17 protein-coding genes are annotated in these 17,678 nt (G+C 56.4%); 15 read left to right on the top strand and 2 right to left on the bottom strand.

The annotated features are described in order from the left end of the window. Positions 1 to 185 precede the first annotated feature (185 nt). From AC0CW1_RS04570 to AC0CW1_RS04535, 8 genes are all read left to right on the top strand, one after another. Positions 186 to 1,040 (top strand): STAS domain-containing protein, encoded by an 855-nt coding sequence (locus tag AC0CW1_RS04570; protein WP_488181870.1) that lies wholly within the window; start codon positions 186 to 188, stop codon positions 1,038 to 1,040. A gap of 11 nt (positions 1,041 to 1,051) precedes the next feature. Then, on the top strand, positions 1,052 to 1,447 hold the full coding sequence (locus tag AC0CW1_RS04565; RefSeq protein WP_488181869.1) for an STAS domain-containing protein: 396 nt from the start codon (positions 1,052 to 1,054) through the stop codon (positions 1,445 to 1,447). Continuing rightward, a complete protein-coding gene (locus tag AC0CW1_RS04560; protein WP_488181868.1) occupies positions 1,425 to 1,832 on the top strand; it encodes an anti-sigma regulatory factor in 408 nt (135 codons plus the stop codon). The genes AC0CW1_RS04565 and AC0CW1_RS04560 overlap by 23 nt, the downstream gene beginning before the upstream one ends. 19 nt (positions 1,833 to 1,851) lie before the next feature. Then, a complete protein-coding gene (locus tag AC0CW1_RS04555) occupies positions 1,852 to 2,856 on the top strand; it encodes a SpoIIE family protein phosphatase (RefSeq protein ID WP_488181867.1) in 1,005 nt (334 codons plus the stop codon). A 2-nt stretch (positions 2,857 to 2,858) separates the two neighbouring features. After that, entirely contained in the window at positions 2,859 to 4,667 is a 1,809-nt protein-coding gene (locus tag AC0CW1_RS04550; protein ID WP_488181866.1) for an ATP-binding protein, read from the top strand. A gap of 290 nt (positions 4,668 to 4,957) precedes the next feature. After that, positions 4,958 to 5,746: an electron transfer flavoprotein subunit beta/FixA family protein gene (locus tag AC0CW1_RS04545; RefSeq protein WP_488181865.1), complete on the top strand. Its 789-nt coding sequence runs from the start codon at positions 4,958 to 4,960 to the stop codon at positions 5,744 to 5,746. A 14-nt stretch (positions 5,747 to 5,760) separates the two neighbouring features. Then, complete coding sequence (locus AC0CW1_RS04540) at positions 5,761 to 6,804, top strand: electron transfer flavoprotein subunit alpha/FixB family protein (protein ID WP_488181864.1); 1,044 nt, start codon at positions 5,761 to 5,763, stop codon at positions 6,802 to 6,804. 17 nt (positions 6,805 to 6,821) lie between these two features. Further along, a complete protein-coding gene (locus AC0CW1_RS04535) occupies positions 6,822 to 8,231 on the top strand; it encodes an FAD-binding oxidoreductase (RefSeq protein ID WP_488181863.1) in 1,410 nt (469 codons plus the stop codon). A 546-nt stretch (positions 8,232 to 8,777) separates the two neighbouring features. On the opposite strand, the gene AC0CW1_RS04530 is transcribed toward AC0CW1_RS04535, so the two are convergent. Beyond that, entirely contained in the window at positions 8,778 to 10,235 is a 1,458-nt protein-coding gene (locus tag AC0CW1_RS04530; protein WP_488181862.1) for a 4Fe-4S dicluster domain-containing protein, read from the bottom strand. Positions 10,236 to 10,510: 275 nt separating this feature from the next. Further along, on the bottom strand, positions 10,511 to 10,813 hold the full coding sequence (locus AC0CW1_RS04525) for an STAS domain-containing protein (protein ID WP_488181861.1): 303 nt from the start codon (positions 10,811 to 10,813) through the stop codon (positions 10,511 to 10,513). A 233-nt stretch (positions 10,814 to 11,046) separates the two neighbouring features. On the opposite strand from AC0CW1_RS04525, the gene AC0CW1_RS04520 reads away from it, so the two are divergent. The 7 genes from AC0CW1_RS04520 to AC0CW1_RS04490 all read left to right on the top strand — a co-directional run bounded on the left by AC0CW1_RS04520 (position 11,047) and on the right by AC0CW1_RS04490 (position 17,661). Next, positions 11,047 to 11,331, top strand: a complete 285-nt coding sequence (locus AC0CW1_RS04520; protein WP_488181860.1) for a stalk domain-containing protein — start codon at positions 11,047 to 11,049, stop codon at positions 11,329 to 11,331. 105 nt (positions 11,332 to 11,436) lie between these two features. Continuing rightward, positions 11,437 to 12,966 (top strand): IS21 family transposase, encoded by a 1,530-nt coding sequence (gene istA, locus AC0CW1_RS04515; RefSeq protein WP_488181859.1) that lies wholly within the window; start codon positions 11,437 to 11,439, stop codon positions 12,964 to 12,966. Next, on the top strand, positions 12,963 to 13,724 hold the full coding sequence (gene istB, locus AC0CW1_RS04510; RefSeq protein ID WP_488181858.1) for an IS21-like element helper ATPase IstB: 762 nt from the start codon (positions 12,963 to 12,965) through the stop codon (positions 13,722 to 13,724). The genes istA and istB overlap by 4 nt, the downstream gene beginning before the upstream one ends. Positions 13,725 to 13,822: 98 nt before the next feature. Next, positions 13,823 to 14,809, top strand: coding sequence for a serine hydrolase (locus AC0CW1_RS04505; protein ID WP_488181857.1), 987 nt, complete (start codon positions 13,823 to 13,825; stop codon positions 14,807 to 14,809). Positions 14,810 to 15,066: 257 nt separating this feature from the next. Further along, positions 15,067 to 15,777, top strand: coding sequence for a helix-hairpin-helix domain-containing protein (locus AC0CW1_RS04500; protein ID WP_488181856.1), 711 nt, complete (start codon positions 15,067 to 15,069; stop codon positions 15,775 to 15,777). 167 nt (positions 15,778 to 15,944) lie between these two features. Beyond that, positions 15,945 to 16,118 carry a hypothetical protein gene (locus AC0CW1_RS04495; protein WP_488181855.1) on the top strand — a complete coding sequence of 58 codons (174 nt, stop codon included), beginning with the start codon at positions 15,945 to 15,947 and terminating at the stop codon, positions 16,116 to 16,118. Positions 16,119 to 16,407: 289 nt separating this feature from the next. Further along, on the top strand, positions 16,408 to 17,661 hold the full coding sequence (locus AC0CW1_RS04490; protein WP_488181854.1) for an MFS transporter: 1,254 nt from the start codon (positions 16,408 to 16,410) through the stop codon (positions 17,659 to 17,661). Positions 17,662 to 17,678 lie beyond the last annotated feature (17 nt).

The following is a 17,678-nucleotide window of genomic DNA, read 5'->3' as shown; positions in this document are numbered from 1 at the left end:
GCCTGTGCTGACCCTAGCGTACCACACCTCGCAACCTTGGAAAAGAACGATGCTCGCCGCCTCTTGTCAAGTTACCTCTGTGGATGTTTTTTTCTTGGCAGGAAAAAAAGAATGGTTTTAGCGCAAAGGGTAGAATTATAATGAAAGCAAAGATTTTGTTCGAACATGGACAGGGGGGATCCGGAATGCCGACTCAAATCACTCGTCTATTGATGGAGAGAAAGGATGCCTTGCTGCAGATCTGGATGGAGGGACAGATGGCTGAGTTGTCCCTTCGCTTGGATCGGATGACCTCCCAGGATCTGTATTGGCAGTCGAGGGAGTTCGTCGATACCTTCGTCGCTGCCGTCTCCACAGGGAACGTGGAGGATATCGACCGGGAAGAGTGGGAGCCTGTGAGAATGATGCTGACTCAGATCTCCGTCTCTCGCACCCACCAGGGGTTCAGCCCTATCGAGACAGCCAGTTATATCTTCAGCCTCAAAGAAGCCTTGATCCGCCTCATTCAAGGCGAAGGAAGCCACCAGATGGATATCTTCGTCCTCGATTTTCTTCCTTTGTCACGGATCCTGGACAAGCTCGGTTTGATTACCTTTGACAGCTATACGCGGGCGCGGGAGGAGATTATCGCCCGCCAGCAGCAGGAGATGCTGGAACTCTCAACGCCGGTCATCCGTGTGTGGGATGGCATCCTGGCCTTGCCCCTGATCGGCACCCTGGACAGCGGGCGCACCCAGGTGATCATGGAAAACCTGCTGCGGGGCATCCAGGACACCAATTCCGATGTGGCCATTTTGGACATTTCTGGCGTGCCGACTGTCGACACCCTGGTGGCCCAGCACATCATGAAGACGGTCAGCGCCGCCCGCCTGATGGGCGCCGAATGCATCATCAGCGGCGTGCGTCCGGAGATCGCCCAGACCATCGTGCAACTTGGCGTCGATCTGTCCATGGTCAAAACGCGGTCTTCACTGGCCGGTGCGCTTCGCTTGGCTTATGAGATGCGCAAACTGATTGTCGTACCCGCCAGCAAGGGCTAGGGGGAAGGCGTATGCAACGAATCCCCATTTTGAAGATGGGTCCTTTTCTCCTGGTCACGATTCAGGTGGACTTGCACGACCGCCTGGTCATGGCCTTGCAGGATGATCTGACGAATAGGGTCAGCAAAACGGGCGCTCGGGGCGTGTTGATCGACATCTCCAGCCTGGATATGGTCGACTCCTTCATCGGCCGCATGCTGGGCGCGATCGCCGCCGTCACTCGCCTCATGGACGCTCAGACGGTTGTCGTGGGCATGCAGCCGGCTGTGGCCATCACCATGGTGGAGCTGGGGTTGGATCTTCCTGGCGTCCTGACAGCCCTGAATGTGGAAAGAGGCATGGAACTGCTGCGTTCCCGCTTGGGGCTCGATCAGGAGATGGTCCATGACGTTGATGCCGAAGTGTGAACGCATCCCCCTTTCCTGCGCCCAGGAGATCGTCGCGGTCCGTCAGCGGGTGCGTGAACAGGCGGTTTCTCTCGGCTTCAATCTCCTGGATCAGACTAAGCTGATGACAGCCACGAGCGAGCTGGCCCGCAACATGGTCGACTATGCCGGCGGCGGAACGGTACTCATCGAACAGGTCGAAGCGCCGGGGCGCCGGGGTTTGCAGATCACCTTTGAAGATGAGGGACCGGGGATCGCTGATCTGGACCTGGCGATGCAAGAAGGCTATACGAGCGGAAATGGGCTTGGCCAGGGTATGCCCGGTTCAAAACGACTCGTCCACGACTTTCACATCCGTTCACAGGCCGGCAAAGGGACGAAAATCGTCATCGCGCGCTGGATATAGGGAGAGAGGGTGGAGGCGCATGAAGCATCACTGCTGTTATCCGGTCGTTGAGCCAAGCCAGGTGGGAGAGGTGCGGCGCGCCGCCAATGAGATCGCCTTGTCCAACGGGTTTTGCGCCGAGGACGCTGGCCGGGTGGCCATTGTGGCCACCGAACTGGCCAGCAACCTGGTCAAACACGCCACCAGGGGCGGAGAGATCCTGCTTGCGTCCGTTGAAACGGGCGACCACTATGGCGTAGAGATCATCAGTCTTGACAAGGGACCGGGCATTGAGAATCCTCAGCGTATGCTGCAAGACGGCGTTTCTACAGTAGGCACTGTCGGCAACGGCCTTGGCGCCGTCCTCCGCCTATCCCAGGTCTTTGATATCTATACGCGTCCCGGGCAGGGGACGGCCATCCTGGCGCAAGTTTATGAACGGGGATGGTTAGAAGCGAAGGCGCCGCTGCAGGTTGGCGTTGTCATGCGTCCCAAACCAGGCGAACCGGTCAGCGGAGACGGCTGGGGGGTTCACATCGGAGAAGAAGGGGGAGCCCTCCTCGTCACGGACGGACTCGGTCATGGCCTGCAGGCGGCAGAGGCTTCCCAAGAAGCGCTGCGCTTTTTCCGAGAGCAGAAAATAACGTCGCCGGCTGCGTTCATCCGCTGCATCAATGGCCCATTGCGCCATACACGGGGGGCTGCGGTGGCGCTGGCATCGATTGACTTGAGGCAGCGTCAGGTGACCTACTCCGGTGCCGGCAATATCGCTGGTAGAATCCTGTCCCCCCAAGGGGTTACGGGCTGCCTCTCTTACAATGGAACGGTCGGGCTCAATCCGGGAAGGTTTCAAGACAACAGCTATGCCTGGCCGGAGCAGGCTCTGTTGGTCATGCACTCCGACGGGCTCACGTCGCGGTGGGACCACGCCGCCTATCCGGGGTTGCTAGTGCGCCACCCTGCGCTGATCGCCGCCGTCTTGTACCGAGACTTTTTTCGAGGCAATGACGATGTGACCGTCGTCGTTGTCCGGCAAGGGTGTTAGTCATGAGTGGAATTGTCATCAATCAAGCCGAAGTCCGATTTGAACCGGATATCATTCAGTTGCGCCAGCGAGCCCGCGACGTGGCCTCACTCGCCGGACTCAGCGACCATGACCGCACCCGTCTGATCAGCGCCCTGTCAGACATTCTCCGCAGCCTGCTCCTTTGCGGTGGCGGCAAGGTCGAATTCAACCTGCTTGAACGGGACAACCGGCAGTACCTTCAAATCACCATCCAGGGTCGGGAAAAATTCTTTACTTCCGGCGATGCCTCGGCCAATCGCTTCGCCCAGACGCCGGGTCCTTTCCGGTATGATAACCTGGTCGATTTCTTTTCGGTGGAAGATAAGCCGGGAGAGACAGTGGTGCGCCTCGCCAAGGCCATCCCAACGGCGATGCCGCGCGTCTCCACGCCTGTCGTCGCCCGCTGGCGCGAGGCTTTGGAGAAGGAAAAGCCCCAGACGGCCCTAGACGAGATCAAACAACAAAACCGGGAACTGGCCCAGGCGCTGGTCATGCTCCAACAGCGGGAACTGGAATTGAAGCAGCAGTTGGAAAAGGTGCAGCGGTTGAACGATGAATTGACAGAGGCAAAAGAAGCTGCCGACGCTGCCAACCGGGCCAAAAGCGATTTTCTCGCTACCATGAGCCACGAGATCCGCACGCCCATGAACGGGATCATCGGCATGACAGAACTCATGCTCCATACGAACCTGGATCCGGAGCAGCGCGATTACGCCGAGGTGGTCATTAATTCGGCCAATCTGCTCCTAACGATCATCAATGACATCCTCGATTTCTCCAAGATCGAAGCAGGGAAGATGAACCTGGAGAACGTGGAGTTCGATCTGACCGTCCTGCTCACCGATGTGCTGCAGGTTTATGCTGACAAGGCGGAGGAAAAGGGGCTGCGCTTTTTCAATCAAATCGACCTGGAGGATTTGGGGCTGGTAAGGGGCGATCCGGTGCGGCTGCGGCAAGTCCTTTTCAACCTACTCGGCAATGCCGTCAAGTTCACCGAAGCCGGTCAGGTATCAGTCAGGATTTCGCGGGAGCAGCCGAATGTCTGGAATCTGTATGATCCCGGCAGGCAGGCGCACACATGGCGCGCTCACGCAACCTGGAATCCATGGGTGCGTTTCGAGATCACCGACAGCGGTGTAAGCATCCCCGACGCGGCGAAAGGAAAGCTCTTTCAACCCTTTACCCAGGCGGACACCTCGACGACCCGCCGCTATGGCGGCACCGGTCTAGGCCTGTCCATCGCCAAACGACTCGTCGACCTGATGGGCGGCCGGATCGGTTTTGAAAGCCAAGAGGGAAGAGGATCCACCTTCTGGTTTGTCATTCCCTTGGAACCGTTCGGTGCGGCAAAAGACACCGCCCCAGCAACTGTGATCGCCCAGCAGGGCGTGGCCATCCGGACGGACAATCCGGTGCTTCTCGTAGAGGATAATCCCGTCAGCCAGCGGTTGGCTGTGCTCCAACTAAAAAAGTTCGGTCTCACCGTCCATGCCGTTGTAAGTGGGGAAGAGGCCGTCCAGGCAACCGTCACTGGCGATTATGGGCTCGTCTTCCTCGACTATCAGGACAATGAGAAAGACTGCGCAGATACGGTGAAACAGATTCGCGCCAACGAAACCGGCGCCAGCCGACGAACGCCTATCATCGCCATGACGGCCTTTGCCTTGCAAGGCGACGAGGAGCGATACACAGGCTTGGGCTTTGATGACGCGCTCACCAAGCCGTTGAACCGGGAAGATCTGAACCGTCTTTTGCTGCGGTGGCTGCCTGTTACCATGGAAGCTGGATGAACCCCGGAACACCGGGGTTCATCACGAAAAAATAATATTTCTGAATATTTTTTTTTCACAAAATATTTAACGATGGACTTTTTTGCTTTATAATGAGTACATACAAAATACATTTCATGTGTGTTGTGGTAAGCCCTTCATTCACAAGCATCCGGGGGTCACGCACTCTTTTTTTGCGGCTTTACTTGGTCTGACCACCGAGCCACCGGGTCCTCAAATGCTTGCGATGAATCCTGGTTTACGGCCACATGAACCAACAAGGTCCCAAATATTGCAGGGGGTGCAAAACGGTGAACATTGTCGTGCTCGTCAAACAAGTTCCCGGCACAGACAACGTGAAGATGGATCCCGTCACCGGCGTCATGATTCGTAGCGGTAAGGACACCATTATCAACCCGCTCGACGAAAACGCCCTGGCTGAGGCCATCCGCATCAAAAATTCACACGAGAATGTGAAAGTTACCGCAGTTAGCATGGGTCCCGAATCAGCGATGAAAGCCATCAAAGAAGCCATCGCCATGGGTGCCGACGGCGGCGTGCTCATCTCCGGCCGCGCTTTCGCCGGCTCTGACACCATCGCCACCGCCAAAGCCATCGCCGCTGCCATCCGCAAAGTGGGCGATGTGGACCTGATCCTCTGTGGTGAACGCGCCACCGACGGTGAAACCGGTCAGACGGGCGCCATGATCGCCTACTACCTGGGCATTCCCGTAGAAACTTATGTCTCCGGCGTGGAAGTCAAAGAAGGCGGCGTTATCGTCAAACGGACCGTCGAAGGCGGCTTCGAACGCGTTGAAATTCCCTTCCCCGTCATGGCCACCGTCAACAAAGACATCAACGAACCCGGTTTCCCGACCCTCAAAGGCAAGCTGAAAGCCAGGGAAACGGCTGTTCCCGTCTATGGCCCTGCTGAACTGGGCCTCGAGCCCGCTGAACTGGGTCTCAAGGGTTCGCCGACCCGGGTCGTGAAGGTGTTCAGCCCCAAGCTGTCCCGCGACACGATCATGAAAAAAGCTGACGGCACCACCGGGCCGGTCGAAGAAATGATGAAGTTTCTCGCCGGCAAGGAAGCCATCTAAGGGGAGGGATAACGATGTCGACGTACGTCAACGCAAACGTGGAAAAAGAGCAAAAGCTCTCGCAATATAAAGGGGTCCTCGTCTTCGGCGAACAGAAAGACGGCAAGATCCTGACAGTCACCTACGAACTGCTGACCCGCGGCCGCAAGCTGGCCGACGACCTGGGTTGCGAACTCTCCTGTGTCCTCCTCGGTGACGAGATCGAGGGCCTGGAAGAGGTCGTCAAGCGCGGCGCCGACAAGGTCTTCTTCATTAAAGACGCCGTTCTGAAAAACTTCTTGCCCCGTCCTTACAGCAAAGCCATCACCAAGCTCTGCGAAGAACTGAAGCCGGAAGTCATCGTCGCCGCTGCCACCACCACCGGCCGGACCGTCATGCCCCTCGTCGCGGCCATGCTGGAAACGGGTCTGACGGCTGACTGCACCGAACTGACCATCGACGCCGAAACGCGTCTCCTCCTGCAAACCCGTCCCGCCATCGGCGGCAACATCATGGCCACCATCAAGACGCCGGACCATCGTCCCCAGATGGCGACCGTCCGTCCCAAGTCTGCCAAACCGGCCGCTTTCGACGCCAACCGCACCGGCGAAGTCATCGTCAAGGAATACGAAGGGGCGACTTTCTTCACCCCCGAAAAATTCCTCGAATATATCAAGGACACCACCCAGGAAGTCAGCATCGAAGAAGCGGACGTCATCGTCGCCGGCGGCAAAGGCATGAAGAACGCCGACGGCTTCCGGATGGTCGAAGAGCTGGCCCGCATCCTCGGCGCCGGCGTCGGCGCCACCCGTGACGCCGTTGAACTGGGCTGGACCACCTACCCGCACCAGATCGGCCTCTCCGGCAAGACCGTTGCGCCGAAGCTCTACTTCGCCTTCGGCCTCTCCGGCAAGATCCAGCACCTGGCTGGCATGCAGACGTCCGAAGTCGTCGTGGCGGTCAACAAGGATCCGGAAGCTCAGATCTTCAAAGTGGCCGACTTCGGCATCGTCGGCGATGTCTTCGAGGTCGTTCCCATGATGATCGAAGCCTTCAAAAACTTGAAGGCCAACGCGTAAGCAGGGGGTGTAGAGGAATGCAATTCAATAAAGTGACTGATAGCATCGTTGCAGAACTGCGCGCCCTCCTGGGTGACGCCAACGTTCTCATCGACGAAGAAAAAATCGAGATGTACTCGAAGGATGAAGTCTCTGACAAGCTTTGGGAAAAGATGCCTGAAGTCGTCGTTAAACCGGAAAATGCCCAGCAGGTTTCCGAAGTGGTCAAACTGGCTAACCGTGAACTGATCCCCATTACGCCGCGGGGCGCCGGCTCCGGCCTGGCTGCGGGCGCTGTTCCCCTGCAAGGCGGCATCGTCCTCTCCCTGGAGAAGATGAACCAAATCCTCGACGTAGACACGGAAAACCTGTTCATGGTCTGCGAACCGGGCGTCACCACCGGCGACGTCCAGAAGACAGCCAAGGAACATGGCCTGCTCTACGCCGGCGACCCCTGTTCGGCTGACTCCTCCTTCATCGGCGGTAACGTGGCCACCAACGCCGGCGGCAACAAGGCCGTCAAGTACGGTGTTACCTCCCGCCACATCTATGGCCTGGAAATCGTCATGCCTGACGGTGAGATCGTCACCTTCGGCGGCAAGAACGTCAAAGACGTCACCGGCTATGATATCGTCCACCTGATGGTCGGTTCCGAAGGCACCTTGGGGATCGTCACCAAGGTCTGGCTGAAACTGATGCCCCTGCCCAAGTATGTGGCCGACCTGCTCATCCCCTTTGCCGATATGCAGACCGCTATCAAGGTCGTTCCCAAGATCATGACTGCCGGCATCATCCCCACCTGCCTCGAATTCATGGACAGCCTCTCCATCAAGTCGGCGGAGATGTACCTGAACAAGAAGCTGCCCTATGGAGACGCTGGCGCCTATGTCATTTGCGAAGTTGACGGCACCTCGGAAACGCAGGTCCAGGACGATTATGAAACCATCGGCAAGCTGGCCCTGGAAAACGGCGCTTTGGAAGTCTTCGTGGCCGACAACATGTCCACCCAGGAGCGGATCTGGAAGTCCCGGAAGTGCTACGCAGAAGCCATCCGGATGATCAGCCCCGTCTACTGCATGGAAGACATCGTTGTCCCCGTCTCCAACATTCCCAAAGCCATCGAAGCCATCGAGCGCATCGCTGCCAAGTATGAGTGCAAGATCCCCAGCGCCGGACACGCCGGTGACGGCAACATCCACTGCACCATCATGCGCGAAGATCGCGACGATCACGCCTGGCATGAGCTGAAGTACGCCGTCCTCGACGAACTGTACGAAGAAGTCTATGCCCTCGGCGGCAACCTGTCCGGTGAACACGGCATCGGCGCCAAGCGCGCCCAGGCCATGGACAAGCACATGACCGATGCCCAACGCAAGGTGCTGGTGACCATCAAGAAGGCACTGGACCCTAACGGCATCATGAACCCTGGCAAGGTGCTTGTCGGTTAAGGGATTCTTTTTCAATCGAGTTCACTGATCCGAATGGTTTGATGGAAACTCCTAGATGGTTTCTTATCTAATCGATTCGGTCCATTGATGCATATGCATTGTTTTTGACGCCGCGGCGCTTTTGTGCCGCGGCTTTTTTTAACTTCTTCCTTTAAAAAGATGACTGCCGCGTCAGACCGAAGTCCGAGCGGCAGTCACTCGTGAGGCGCTGGTAAAATGGTACATCCCTCCTTAAAACGCTTGCGCCGTCCTTATTGATTGTTTCTCTTTACCATCTCCTGACTCGCTACTTCAGCGAGGCGCAGTTTGAAGGTTGGCGAAGAGAACCGAGGTCAGTAGTACAGCGATTGCCAATTCCATTAACATAGTCAACGCCCCCCCTTTGTCTTGTTAAGATTATGTTAATCTTTATATTCATTGTAGGATGTTTCACGAGCCAAGTCAATGGTTTTTGCGAAGGAAATGAACAAGGCCGGGGCAGATGCCGCCGGCCGTCGCTATTGTGTTCATCCGTCACTATTGTGTTTGTCCTTCGCTGTGCTGGTTTTATGAATGGTGGCTGTGCAGGTCCACGTCACAGTCGTCGAGCGGTTCGAGGGCTTCCCGGATGGTCTTCACCTGCGCCTCAGCGCTGAACTTGTCGATCATCGCCTTGGCTTTCGCGCTATGGTTCAAAGCCGCCGGGCCGCCGATGCAGCCGCCGACACAGACCATGCCTTCGATGAAGTTCTCCGGCAGCTTGCCGACTTTGGCCAAGCGGAGGGATTTGATGCACTCCTCGGCGCCGTTGCACTTGACCGGACGTACATCGAGCTCCTTGTTCTCCTCTTTCAATGCCTGGACGACGGCAGCGGTCACGCCACCGGAACGGGCGAAGGCGCGGCTGAAGGGAGAGGTTTCCTCCCGGAGGTTGGCTTCACACTGGACCGGATCGATGTCCGTGGCCTGGAAGAGGGCGAGCATCTCTTCGAAGGTGAGGGTGAAGTCGACAGCGCCGGCCACCGCCTGCCGGGTGATCTCCGCTTTTTTGGCGATGCAGGGACCGATGAAGACAACGACGGCATTGACGTCCTTGGCCTTGATGTAGCGGGCAGTGGCGATCATGGGGGAGACGGTCGATGATATATTGTCTTTCAGGGTGGGGAAGTGCTTGTCCACCATGTCATAGAAGGCGGGGCAGCAGGAGGTGGTGAGGAAGGAGCCTTCCCGGATCTTCGTTTCCAGCTCCTTGGCCTCTTCCGGGACGATCATGTCGGCGCCGAGGGCGGCTTCGACCACGTCGAAAAAGCCGATCTGTTTCAGGGCTGTGCGGATCTGGCCCAGATTGGCCTCAGGGAACTGGGCCGCCACAGCGGGTGCGATGACGGCGTAAACCGGTCGCTCCTTGGCTTGCACCGTGCCGATGACTTGAGTGATGAAAGACTTGTCTGAGATGGCGCCGAAGGGGCAGCGATAAGCGCACTGGCCACAGTTGATGCATTTTTTCTGGTCGATCGTGGCCAACTTGTCCTCGCTGTAGGAGATGGCCTTGACTGGACAGGCTTTAATGCAGGGGCGCTGCGTGTCGGTGATGGCGCCGTAGGGGCAGGCCTGGCGGCAGCGGCCGCACTCGATGCATTTTTCCTGGTTGATGATGGCCCGTCGGTTGATCTGACTGATGGCGTTGACGGGACAGGCCTCCATGCAGGGGTGGGCGATGCAGCCCCGGCAGGCCTCTGTGACGGTGAACCGTTCGACAGGGCATTCCTCGCAGGCGGTCTGCATGACCTGAATGATGCCGGAGGAGCCGCGCACATCGTTGCCGCAGGCGAGGCTCACCCGCTCTTTGAGGACGGCGCGTTCTTTATACACACAGCAGCGGAAACGCGGCTTTTTGCCTTGCACGATCATGTAGGGGATCAGGTCCTTATGCTGATCGAGTGTCTTTTCCATGGCCAGTTTGGCCACATGAGTCAGCACCTCATGCCGCAGCAGTTGCACGGTGGTTTCAAATTTAGGTTGCATCTGAGGTACCTCCCGATCTGTAGATTGCATTTCGAGTGTAGCGAATGAGGGAGAAAAGGTAGATGAAATAGAGGCGTAGCAAGGGCTACCAAAGGCTAGACAGTGGTTTGATCTTTCTGGCAAAAGTTCAATGTGCGAATATGCACAAAACATTATAAAACCCTTGTCTGTAAAAAGACAAGGGTTTCTTTTCGGAAAATATGGCGGAAAAAGGCTGAAACGGGTGAGGGACTGCGTAGCTATTCACAAGAGGCACAACTGAGATCTGAGAGGGGTTATTGGATTTGGAAGACCCGGTTGAGGCGTGTCAGTTCGAAGACTTCCTTAACAACGCCGTGAATGCCTTTGATGATAACGTCTCCACCGTTTTGACGGCTGCGCTTTAAAACCGTAACCAGAACGCCCAACCCAGAACTGTCGATAAATTCAACGCGTTGCATATCAATATGAAAGAGGACACCGTGCTTATCTGCATATTTCAGCAGTTTTTCTCGCAGTTCCGCAGCGTCGGTCACGAGTATACTTCCTGTCAGCGTAACGGAAACCTGGTTGTTCGACGATTGAATTTCGTGAATCATCGCATTCTTCCTTTCCGAACGGTTCTTCTCCACGTTGTTTTCAGTTTAACATAACTATTCAAAGGGAACCAGCCCAATGGCTCCATGATTGTTAATTAAACATTAAACATATCTCATATCCGATATAACGACCAATATATGCTTGTGGACACATCCGGTTCACTTCTTATACAATAGTGCATTGTGCCCCCCCGGAACAAGCGCCCAATTAACACTATATAAGGGGTGGTAATATGCGAAAAACGTGGAAGTGGGGGCTGATGGTTCTCTCGATTGCCACGGTGATGCTTTTCGGAATGACAGCAGCCCAACCGGCGGCAGCCAGTTATCCGGAAATCTCCCTCTCCATCAACGGCAATTTGGTTCAGACGACACCGCCTGTTCAAAGCAAAAAGGGTGTGACAGCCGTTCCCTTTCGGGGCGCGGCGGAAAGTCTTGGCATGAATGTCTACTGGAACCCGGCGACTCAAGCCATGACAGTGGTGAAGGGAAGCGCTGCTGTGACGTGTAAATGCTAATCTAAAAGTGATCCACTTTTGAGGCCAGTGATCCGATAAAAAGTGAGCCACCGGATTTCCAATTTTCCTAAGTGCCAATACACTAGCGTGCAGGAGGAAAAAAGGATGATCACGATGGCTCAATACCATGATATCCGACGGATGTACTTTAGGGAAGGGAAATCGATCCGTCGAATCGCCACCGAACTTAAGATGTCGCGGCGCACCATCGGCAAATATCTGAAAGACGGTTTAGAGCCGTCCCAACGGCGCAGAAAACAGATACCACGCCACCGTCCAGCGCCTGTCGTGGGTCCTTTTTCGCCAATCATCAAAACCTGGCTGACGGACGATCTCTCCCGTCCGCCGAAACAGCGCCATACAGGCCGGCGCATCTATGAGCGCCTTGCTGAAGAATATGGCTTCACGGGCGCGGAATCGACGGTGCGACGAATGGTGGGACAGCTTCGCCGGGAAGTCAAAACGGTGTACATACCCTTGGAATTTCCGCTGGGGGACAATGCACAATGTGACTGGGGTGAGGTACAAGTCCTTCTCCAAGGAGCGCCCACCAAAGTCCATCTGTTTGTGATGCGGTTGACCGCCAGCCGCGCTCTGTACGTCCGGGCCTATCCCCATGAACGCCAAGAAGCCTTTTTCGACGGCCACTGCCGTGCTTTCCGATTCTTCGGCGGTGTACCGCAGCGCGTCACCTACGATAATTTGAAGACGGCGGTGAAGAAGGTCCTGGGTGGCCGCAACCGTGAGGAACAAGAAGCTTTCCAGGCATTGCGGGGGCACTACGTCTTCCGAGCCGAGTTTTGCAATGTCGCTTCAGGAAATGAAAAAGGTCAGGTGGAATGTATGGTGGGGTACAGTCGGCGGAATTTCTTCGTGCCCCTGCCGGAAGTGGACAGCCTTGACGAACTGAACCAACGGCTTGAGCAACAATGCCTCCGCTACGCGGGGAAGACCCGGCTTCCGCACAGCGAAGAGCGGATCGCCTCTGCCTGGGCGCGAGAAAAGGCGCACCTGCTTGCGCTGCCGGAGCACGACTTTGATGCCTGTCGGGTAATCCCGGCGCGAGCAGACCACTATTCCCTGGTCCATTTTGAAACCAACGCCTACTCGATCCCGTGCGCCTGGGCTGGTCGTGAACTGCTGCTGAAGGCGTATGTCGATGAAATCCGGATCATCGCAGGTGTCGAGGTAATCGCCGTGCACCGCCGGTGCTATGAGCGCAAACAGTGGCGCCTCCAATTCGATCACTTCATCGACGCGCTGGCCAAAAAACCGCGGGCGCTGCGCGATGCGGCAGCCTTTCAAAATGACAGCGCACCCCCAGTCTATCGCCGCTTTTACATGGAGATGCATCAGCGCTACGGAGCCGAAGGAGACCGCGCCTTTATCCGCATCCTGCACCTGCACCGGCAGCACGGCGCGGACGTGCTTGTGCCGGCGTTAACAGAAGCGGAAGCGCAGGGGGTGTACCGCTATGATGTCGTCGCCGAACTTGTTCGCCGCCGGCTCCATCCAGCGCCGCTTCTCTCCATGGCGGTCGGTGAGCTACCGGGAAGACTGGCCGCTTATTCCGTGGCCCAGCCGGACATCGGTCAATTCAACCGACTTCTCGGGAAGGAGGAGACGTTGCATTGACGACGACGCTACGATTGCAAAGTTGCCTCAAGCGGCTGAAGCTTCCCACTGTCGCGCGCCACGCCGAGGCGTTGGCGCGGGAAGCGGAAGAAAGCCGCCAGGGGTATCTGGAGTACCTCTGCACGTTATTGGAAACCGAGGTAAGTCAACGAGAAGAGAACCAGCAAAAAGCACGTATCCAGCAAGCGCGCTTTCCCCTGCTCAAGACACTGGACGCCTTTGATTTTTCGGTGATTCCTTCCCTGTCCAAGCAAAAAGTGCTCACGTTGGCGCAAGGCGAGTTTATCGACAAAAAAGAGAACGTCATCCTGATCGGCAACAGCGGAACGGGAAAGACCCACATGGCCACGGCGATCGCCCACGCCGCCTGTCGTCAACGAAAACGAGTGCGCTTCGTCCATGCGGCCACGCTGGTGGATGAACTCCTCGCTGCGCAAGCGGAACACCGCTTGACCAAAGTAGAAAAGCAATGGCGCCAGCATGACCTGATCGTTCTCGACGAATTGGGATACATCCCCTTCAGCAAGACAGGGGCGGAACTGCTCTTTCAATTCTGTTCCACCCTCTACGAGCGAGCCAGCCTCATGGTGACCAGCAATCTGGAGTTTGCCGAATGGACCCAGATCTTTGGTAATGACAAGCTAACGGCGGCCTTTCTTGATCGCCTGACCCACCATGCCCACATCTTGCTCATGAACGGCGAGTCGTACCGTTTCCGGCAGAGTATGAAGCGACTCGAAAGCGTACCCACTGCATAAGAGAAGAGACGGCTCCGACCCTACGGCCCTACCGGGCCTCCGGGTCGGCCTTGCCCCAAAGGAAATCCAAAAAACCCCCTCTGGCAGGGCCAACACCCATGGGAGTGACGGTGGAGACAGGGAACCCCTGGGCCTCAGCCAATGGCAAGGCGATTCAGTTGACCTTTGCGCCTTACCTTTCGGGTGAACGCCTTTACGTGCCACTCACGCTCTTTGGGCAGGCCTTTGGCGCGGATGTAAGCTGGGACGGCGTGAATCATATCGCCGCTGTCCGGACGGCGGACGGGCGTTTTACCCTCGGCGCCGGGGTGAAAAAGGTATCCCTTCCCAATTACGCTCCCTTGAGACAGCAGATTCAGAGCTACCTGAATACACGGCCCGGCCAGGTCAACCTCTATGTGCAGGACCTGACTTCCGGCTCGAAAATGGATATCGGCGGCGATGAGACCCACCGGACCGCCAGCACCCATAAGGTGCCTACCGTCATGTACCTGTACAGCCTGGCGGCGCAAGGGAAAGTCAACCTGGACAGCAAGCTCACCTATACGCCCCAGTACTATCGTCAGGGCACAGGCATTTTGCAGACCAAGCCATACGGCGGTCAGTACACCCTGCGGGAACTGGGTCGGCTCTCTATCGTCTACAGCGACAATGTGGCCTGGGTCATGCTTCTCGATTACCTGGGTCGAGACAACGTGAACAATTATATGCGCTCCCTCGGCGCCAATGTGACCGGCTCCGACGCAAATGGATATTTTATCACGACGCCTCGGGATATGGGGAAGTATCTGGGCACGCTCCTCCTCTTTAAGGACGCCCATCCCCGACTGGGCGGGGAGATCTTCCAAGCGATGGAAAACACCGTCTTCAATGAACGGATCCCAGCCAAACTGCCTGTCGGAACGGTGGTCGCCCATAAGATCGGCTCGCTAAACGACAGCATTCATGACATGGGGGTCGTCTTCGCCAACAACCGTCCCTATATCATCAGCCTTTACAGCAAAAACGGCTGGGAGGCGGCTTCGAATGAAACCCTGGCGACCGTCTCCAAGATGGTCTATGATTATCAGGTTTCTCTCCCGTAAGGTAATAACGGATGAAGAATGAAGTTGTCGCCTCGGTGTCCGTGCATGGACAACGGGGCATTTTTCTTGAGCACTTACGGATACTTTGAGAACAATGCAGATAATCAAGAACAACGCAGATACATAAGAACAACGCGGTTCTCCAGAATAACACGGATAATTTAGAAAAAAATAGGAGACAGAACATATTTTTGGAAGGGATTGTAACTGTTATGTCGAACCAGGATCGCGAAAAGACATGAAAAGGTGGCGAAATGATGGATAATCCAAAACGCCTATTTGCGATCCTCGGGGGGCTGCTGGTGGTATTGGTAATTGGCATGGGGCTTCAAGGCACGAAGCTCTATTCCCAAACGGCGACGGAGCGAAAAGTCCTCCCGGCGGCGAGGGCTTCCGACGGCGATCAGGGAAAGAGTCAGAACGGTTCAAAGGCCCAGAAGGAGAAGGAGATTGCCGTTCATGTCACCGGGGCTGTCCAGAAGGCTGGCGTTTACCGCTTGCCTGCCGGCAGCCGTGTGGAAGACGCGATCCGGATGGCGGAAGTTCACCCGGACGCCGACATGGAAGGTTTAAACCGGGCGGCGCCTCTGGCAGACGGCAGGCAGATCGTCGTTCCTTATCGACAGGGTGGGAGCGGCGAGGGTAACGCTACAATGACCGCCACTGCTGCACCCGGGCATGTCTCCAGCGGGGTAAGTGCTGTCAGCGCGCGAAGCGTCGGCGGTTATAACAGCAACAACAAGAACAACAGCAGTGTTGGCAGCAGCGGGGGTTCCATAATCAACATCAATCAGGCGGATGCGAATGAGTTGGACCGCCTGCCAGGTGTGGGGCCTTCGACTGCACAGAAGATTATCCAGTACCGGGAGACAAAAGGCCCCTTCCAGCGTATCGAAGATCTGCAGAATGTTCCCGGGATTGGGCCGAAAAAGTTCGGTGATCTGAAGGAGATGATCACTGTAGATTGATATCGGGATGACGATGAAGGAAACGATGAAGGGAACGATGGAAGAAACGATAAAAGAAATGTGTAAGTGGGAGTGTGTGGGCGGAAAGCCAAGGGGGAATGTATGGTAGACCGAGATGGCGGGAAGGCTTGCGAGTGATCGTAACCTAATTGATGGAGTGATACCTGATGATGCGAGTGATTTTAGACGGCATCGGAGAAAATGAAGCCTTTATCAAGACCGATGATGGGGTCATGACAATCCCCCGCCATCGCATCCCCGAAGAGGCCCGGGTCGGTGACTGCCTGCTCATGAAAGACGGCATGTATGTTCTTGACTCCCGTGGTCGCTGTGGGAAGTAAAGGCGCACAGGAACGAGGCGAAGCTGGGCGGGAAATATAACAGAAAATGGAGCTGATAAATTAAATAGAACCGTGAGAGACCGGAGCAAGTGGCCGGTCTCCGTTTGTTTTCGCCATGTCTGATTTTGCGGATACCGCAGAGACAATCGGTAATAATCGCGTAATAGGGTGCATGAAGGACCTTTTTACTGTTTGACTCCGCCAATCCGGGTGATATAGTAGCATTTGTGGATACCTATATTGCAACAGGTCAGATATTGGCAACGGGTGAAGAAACGGAGATTTACAGATGAACCTATCATGGCAATGGATTCAGCAGAACCGGAAACTCTTGCTTCTCAGTCTTGGGCACATGGTGACAGATTTTAACCAGGGCGCCATGGCCTTAGTGGCGATCTTCCTCAAGGACCACTATGATCTTTCCTATTTCCTGGTCGGGATCGCAATCTTGGTCGGGAACGTGTCCTCCTCGGTCATTCAGCCTATCTTCGGGGTGCTCAGCGACCGCTACAGGACCACCTGGTTAATGCCGCTTGGTACGGTATTGGCCGGGGCCGGGATGGCCTTGGCCGGTTTGTCGACGAACTTTTGGACTGCCCTGGCTGGATTTCTCTTATCGGGGTTGGGTGTCGCCGCATTTCACCCCGAAAGCTACAAGGCCGCCCAGGTCGTGGCCGGGAAAGGCAAGGCATCGGCCATCTCGATCTTTTCTGTCGGTGGGAATCTGGGCTTCGGCATCGGCCCCTTGTTGGCCGGATTTTTTTACAAGTGGTGGGGGTTGCCGGGCTTGGTCGGTTTTTTGCCGATCAGCATCGCTATGGCCTACCTGCTCATCCGGAGCATGTCCGGTCTACATGAAGCAAGCCGGGCGGGCGCGTCCCAGGTGACTGTCCGCCAAACAGGAGCAGTCTCGGCCTCGGCCTCTGCGGCAATGCCTCCTTCTGCTGCATTGCCCGCGAAGGCGCCCTTTGCCTTCACGGGACCCCTCATCACACTGCTAGTCATCGTTTTCATCCGTTCCTGGGTGACGGCGGGTCTGACGACGTACGTTCCGCTTTATTTTGTCGACATCCTCCATGGGACAAAAGATGAGGGCGCGAACCTGCTCAGCTACTTTCTTATCATCGGCGCTATCGGGACGCTGTCCGGCGGCCCCATCGCCGATCGCTTCGGCGCTCGCCGGCTGATCTTCCTGTCGCTGTTGATCTCCATGCCCCTCGTCTTTCTCGTACCCTTTACTGATGGGATTGCCTTGCAGGCCATCCTGTCGGTGCTCGGTGTTGTGCTCTTCTCCAGCTTTTCCTCGGCCATCGTGATCGGCCAGGAGATGATGCCCAACCATCTGGGCACTGTCTCCGGTTTGATCATCGGTTTTGCCATCGGCATGGGCGGCGTCGGTGTGACCGTGCTCGGGAACATTGCCGACCGGGTAGGCATCGAGCCTATCTTTACCGTCCTCTCTGTTCTGTTGCTCCTTGGAGCCGCCTTAACGGTGTACTTGGCGCTTCATTGGAGGAAGCGAGAAGAGGCCGCTCTGTCGTAGATCTACCGTTGACTTTT

This window comes from Heliomicrobium sulfidophilum (assembly GCF_057715735.1).
The sequence above is the reverse complement of the archived record's forward strand: the minus strand, read 5'-3'. Positions and strand labels throughout refer to the sequence as shown.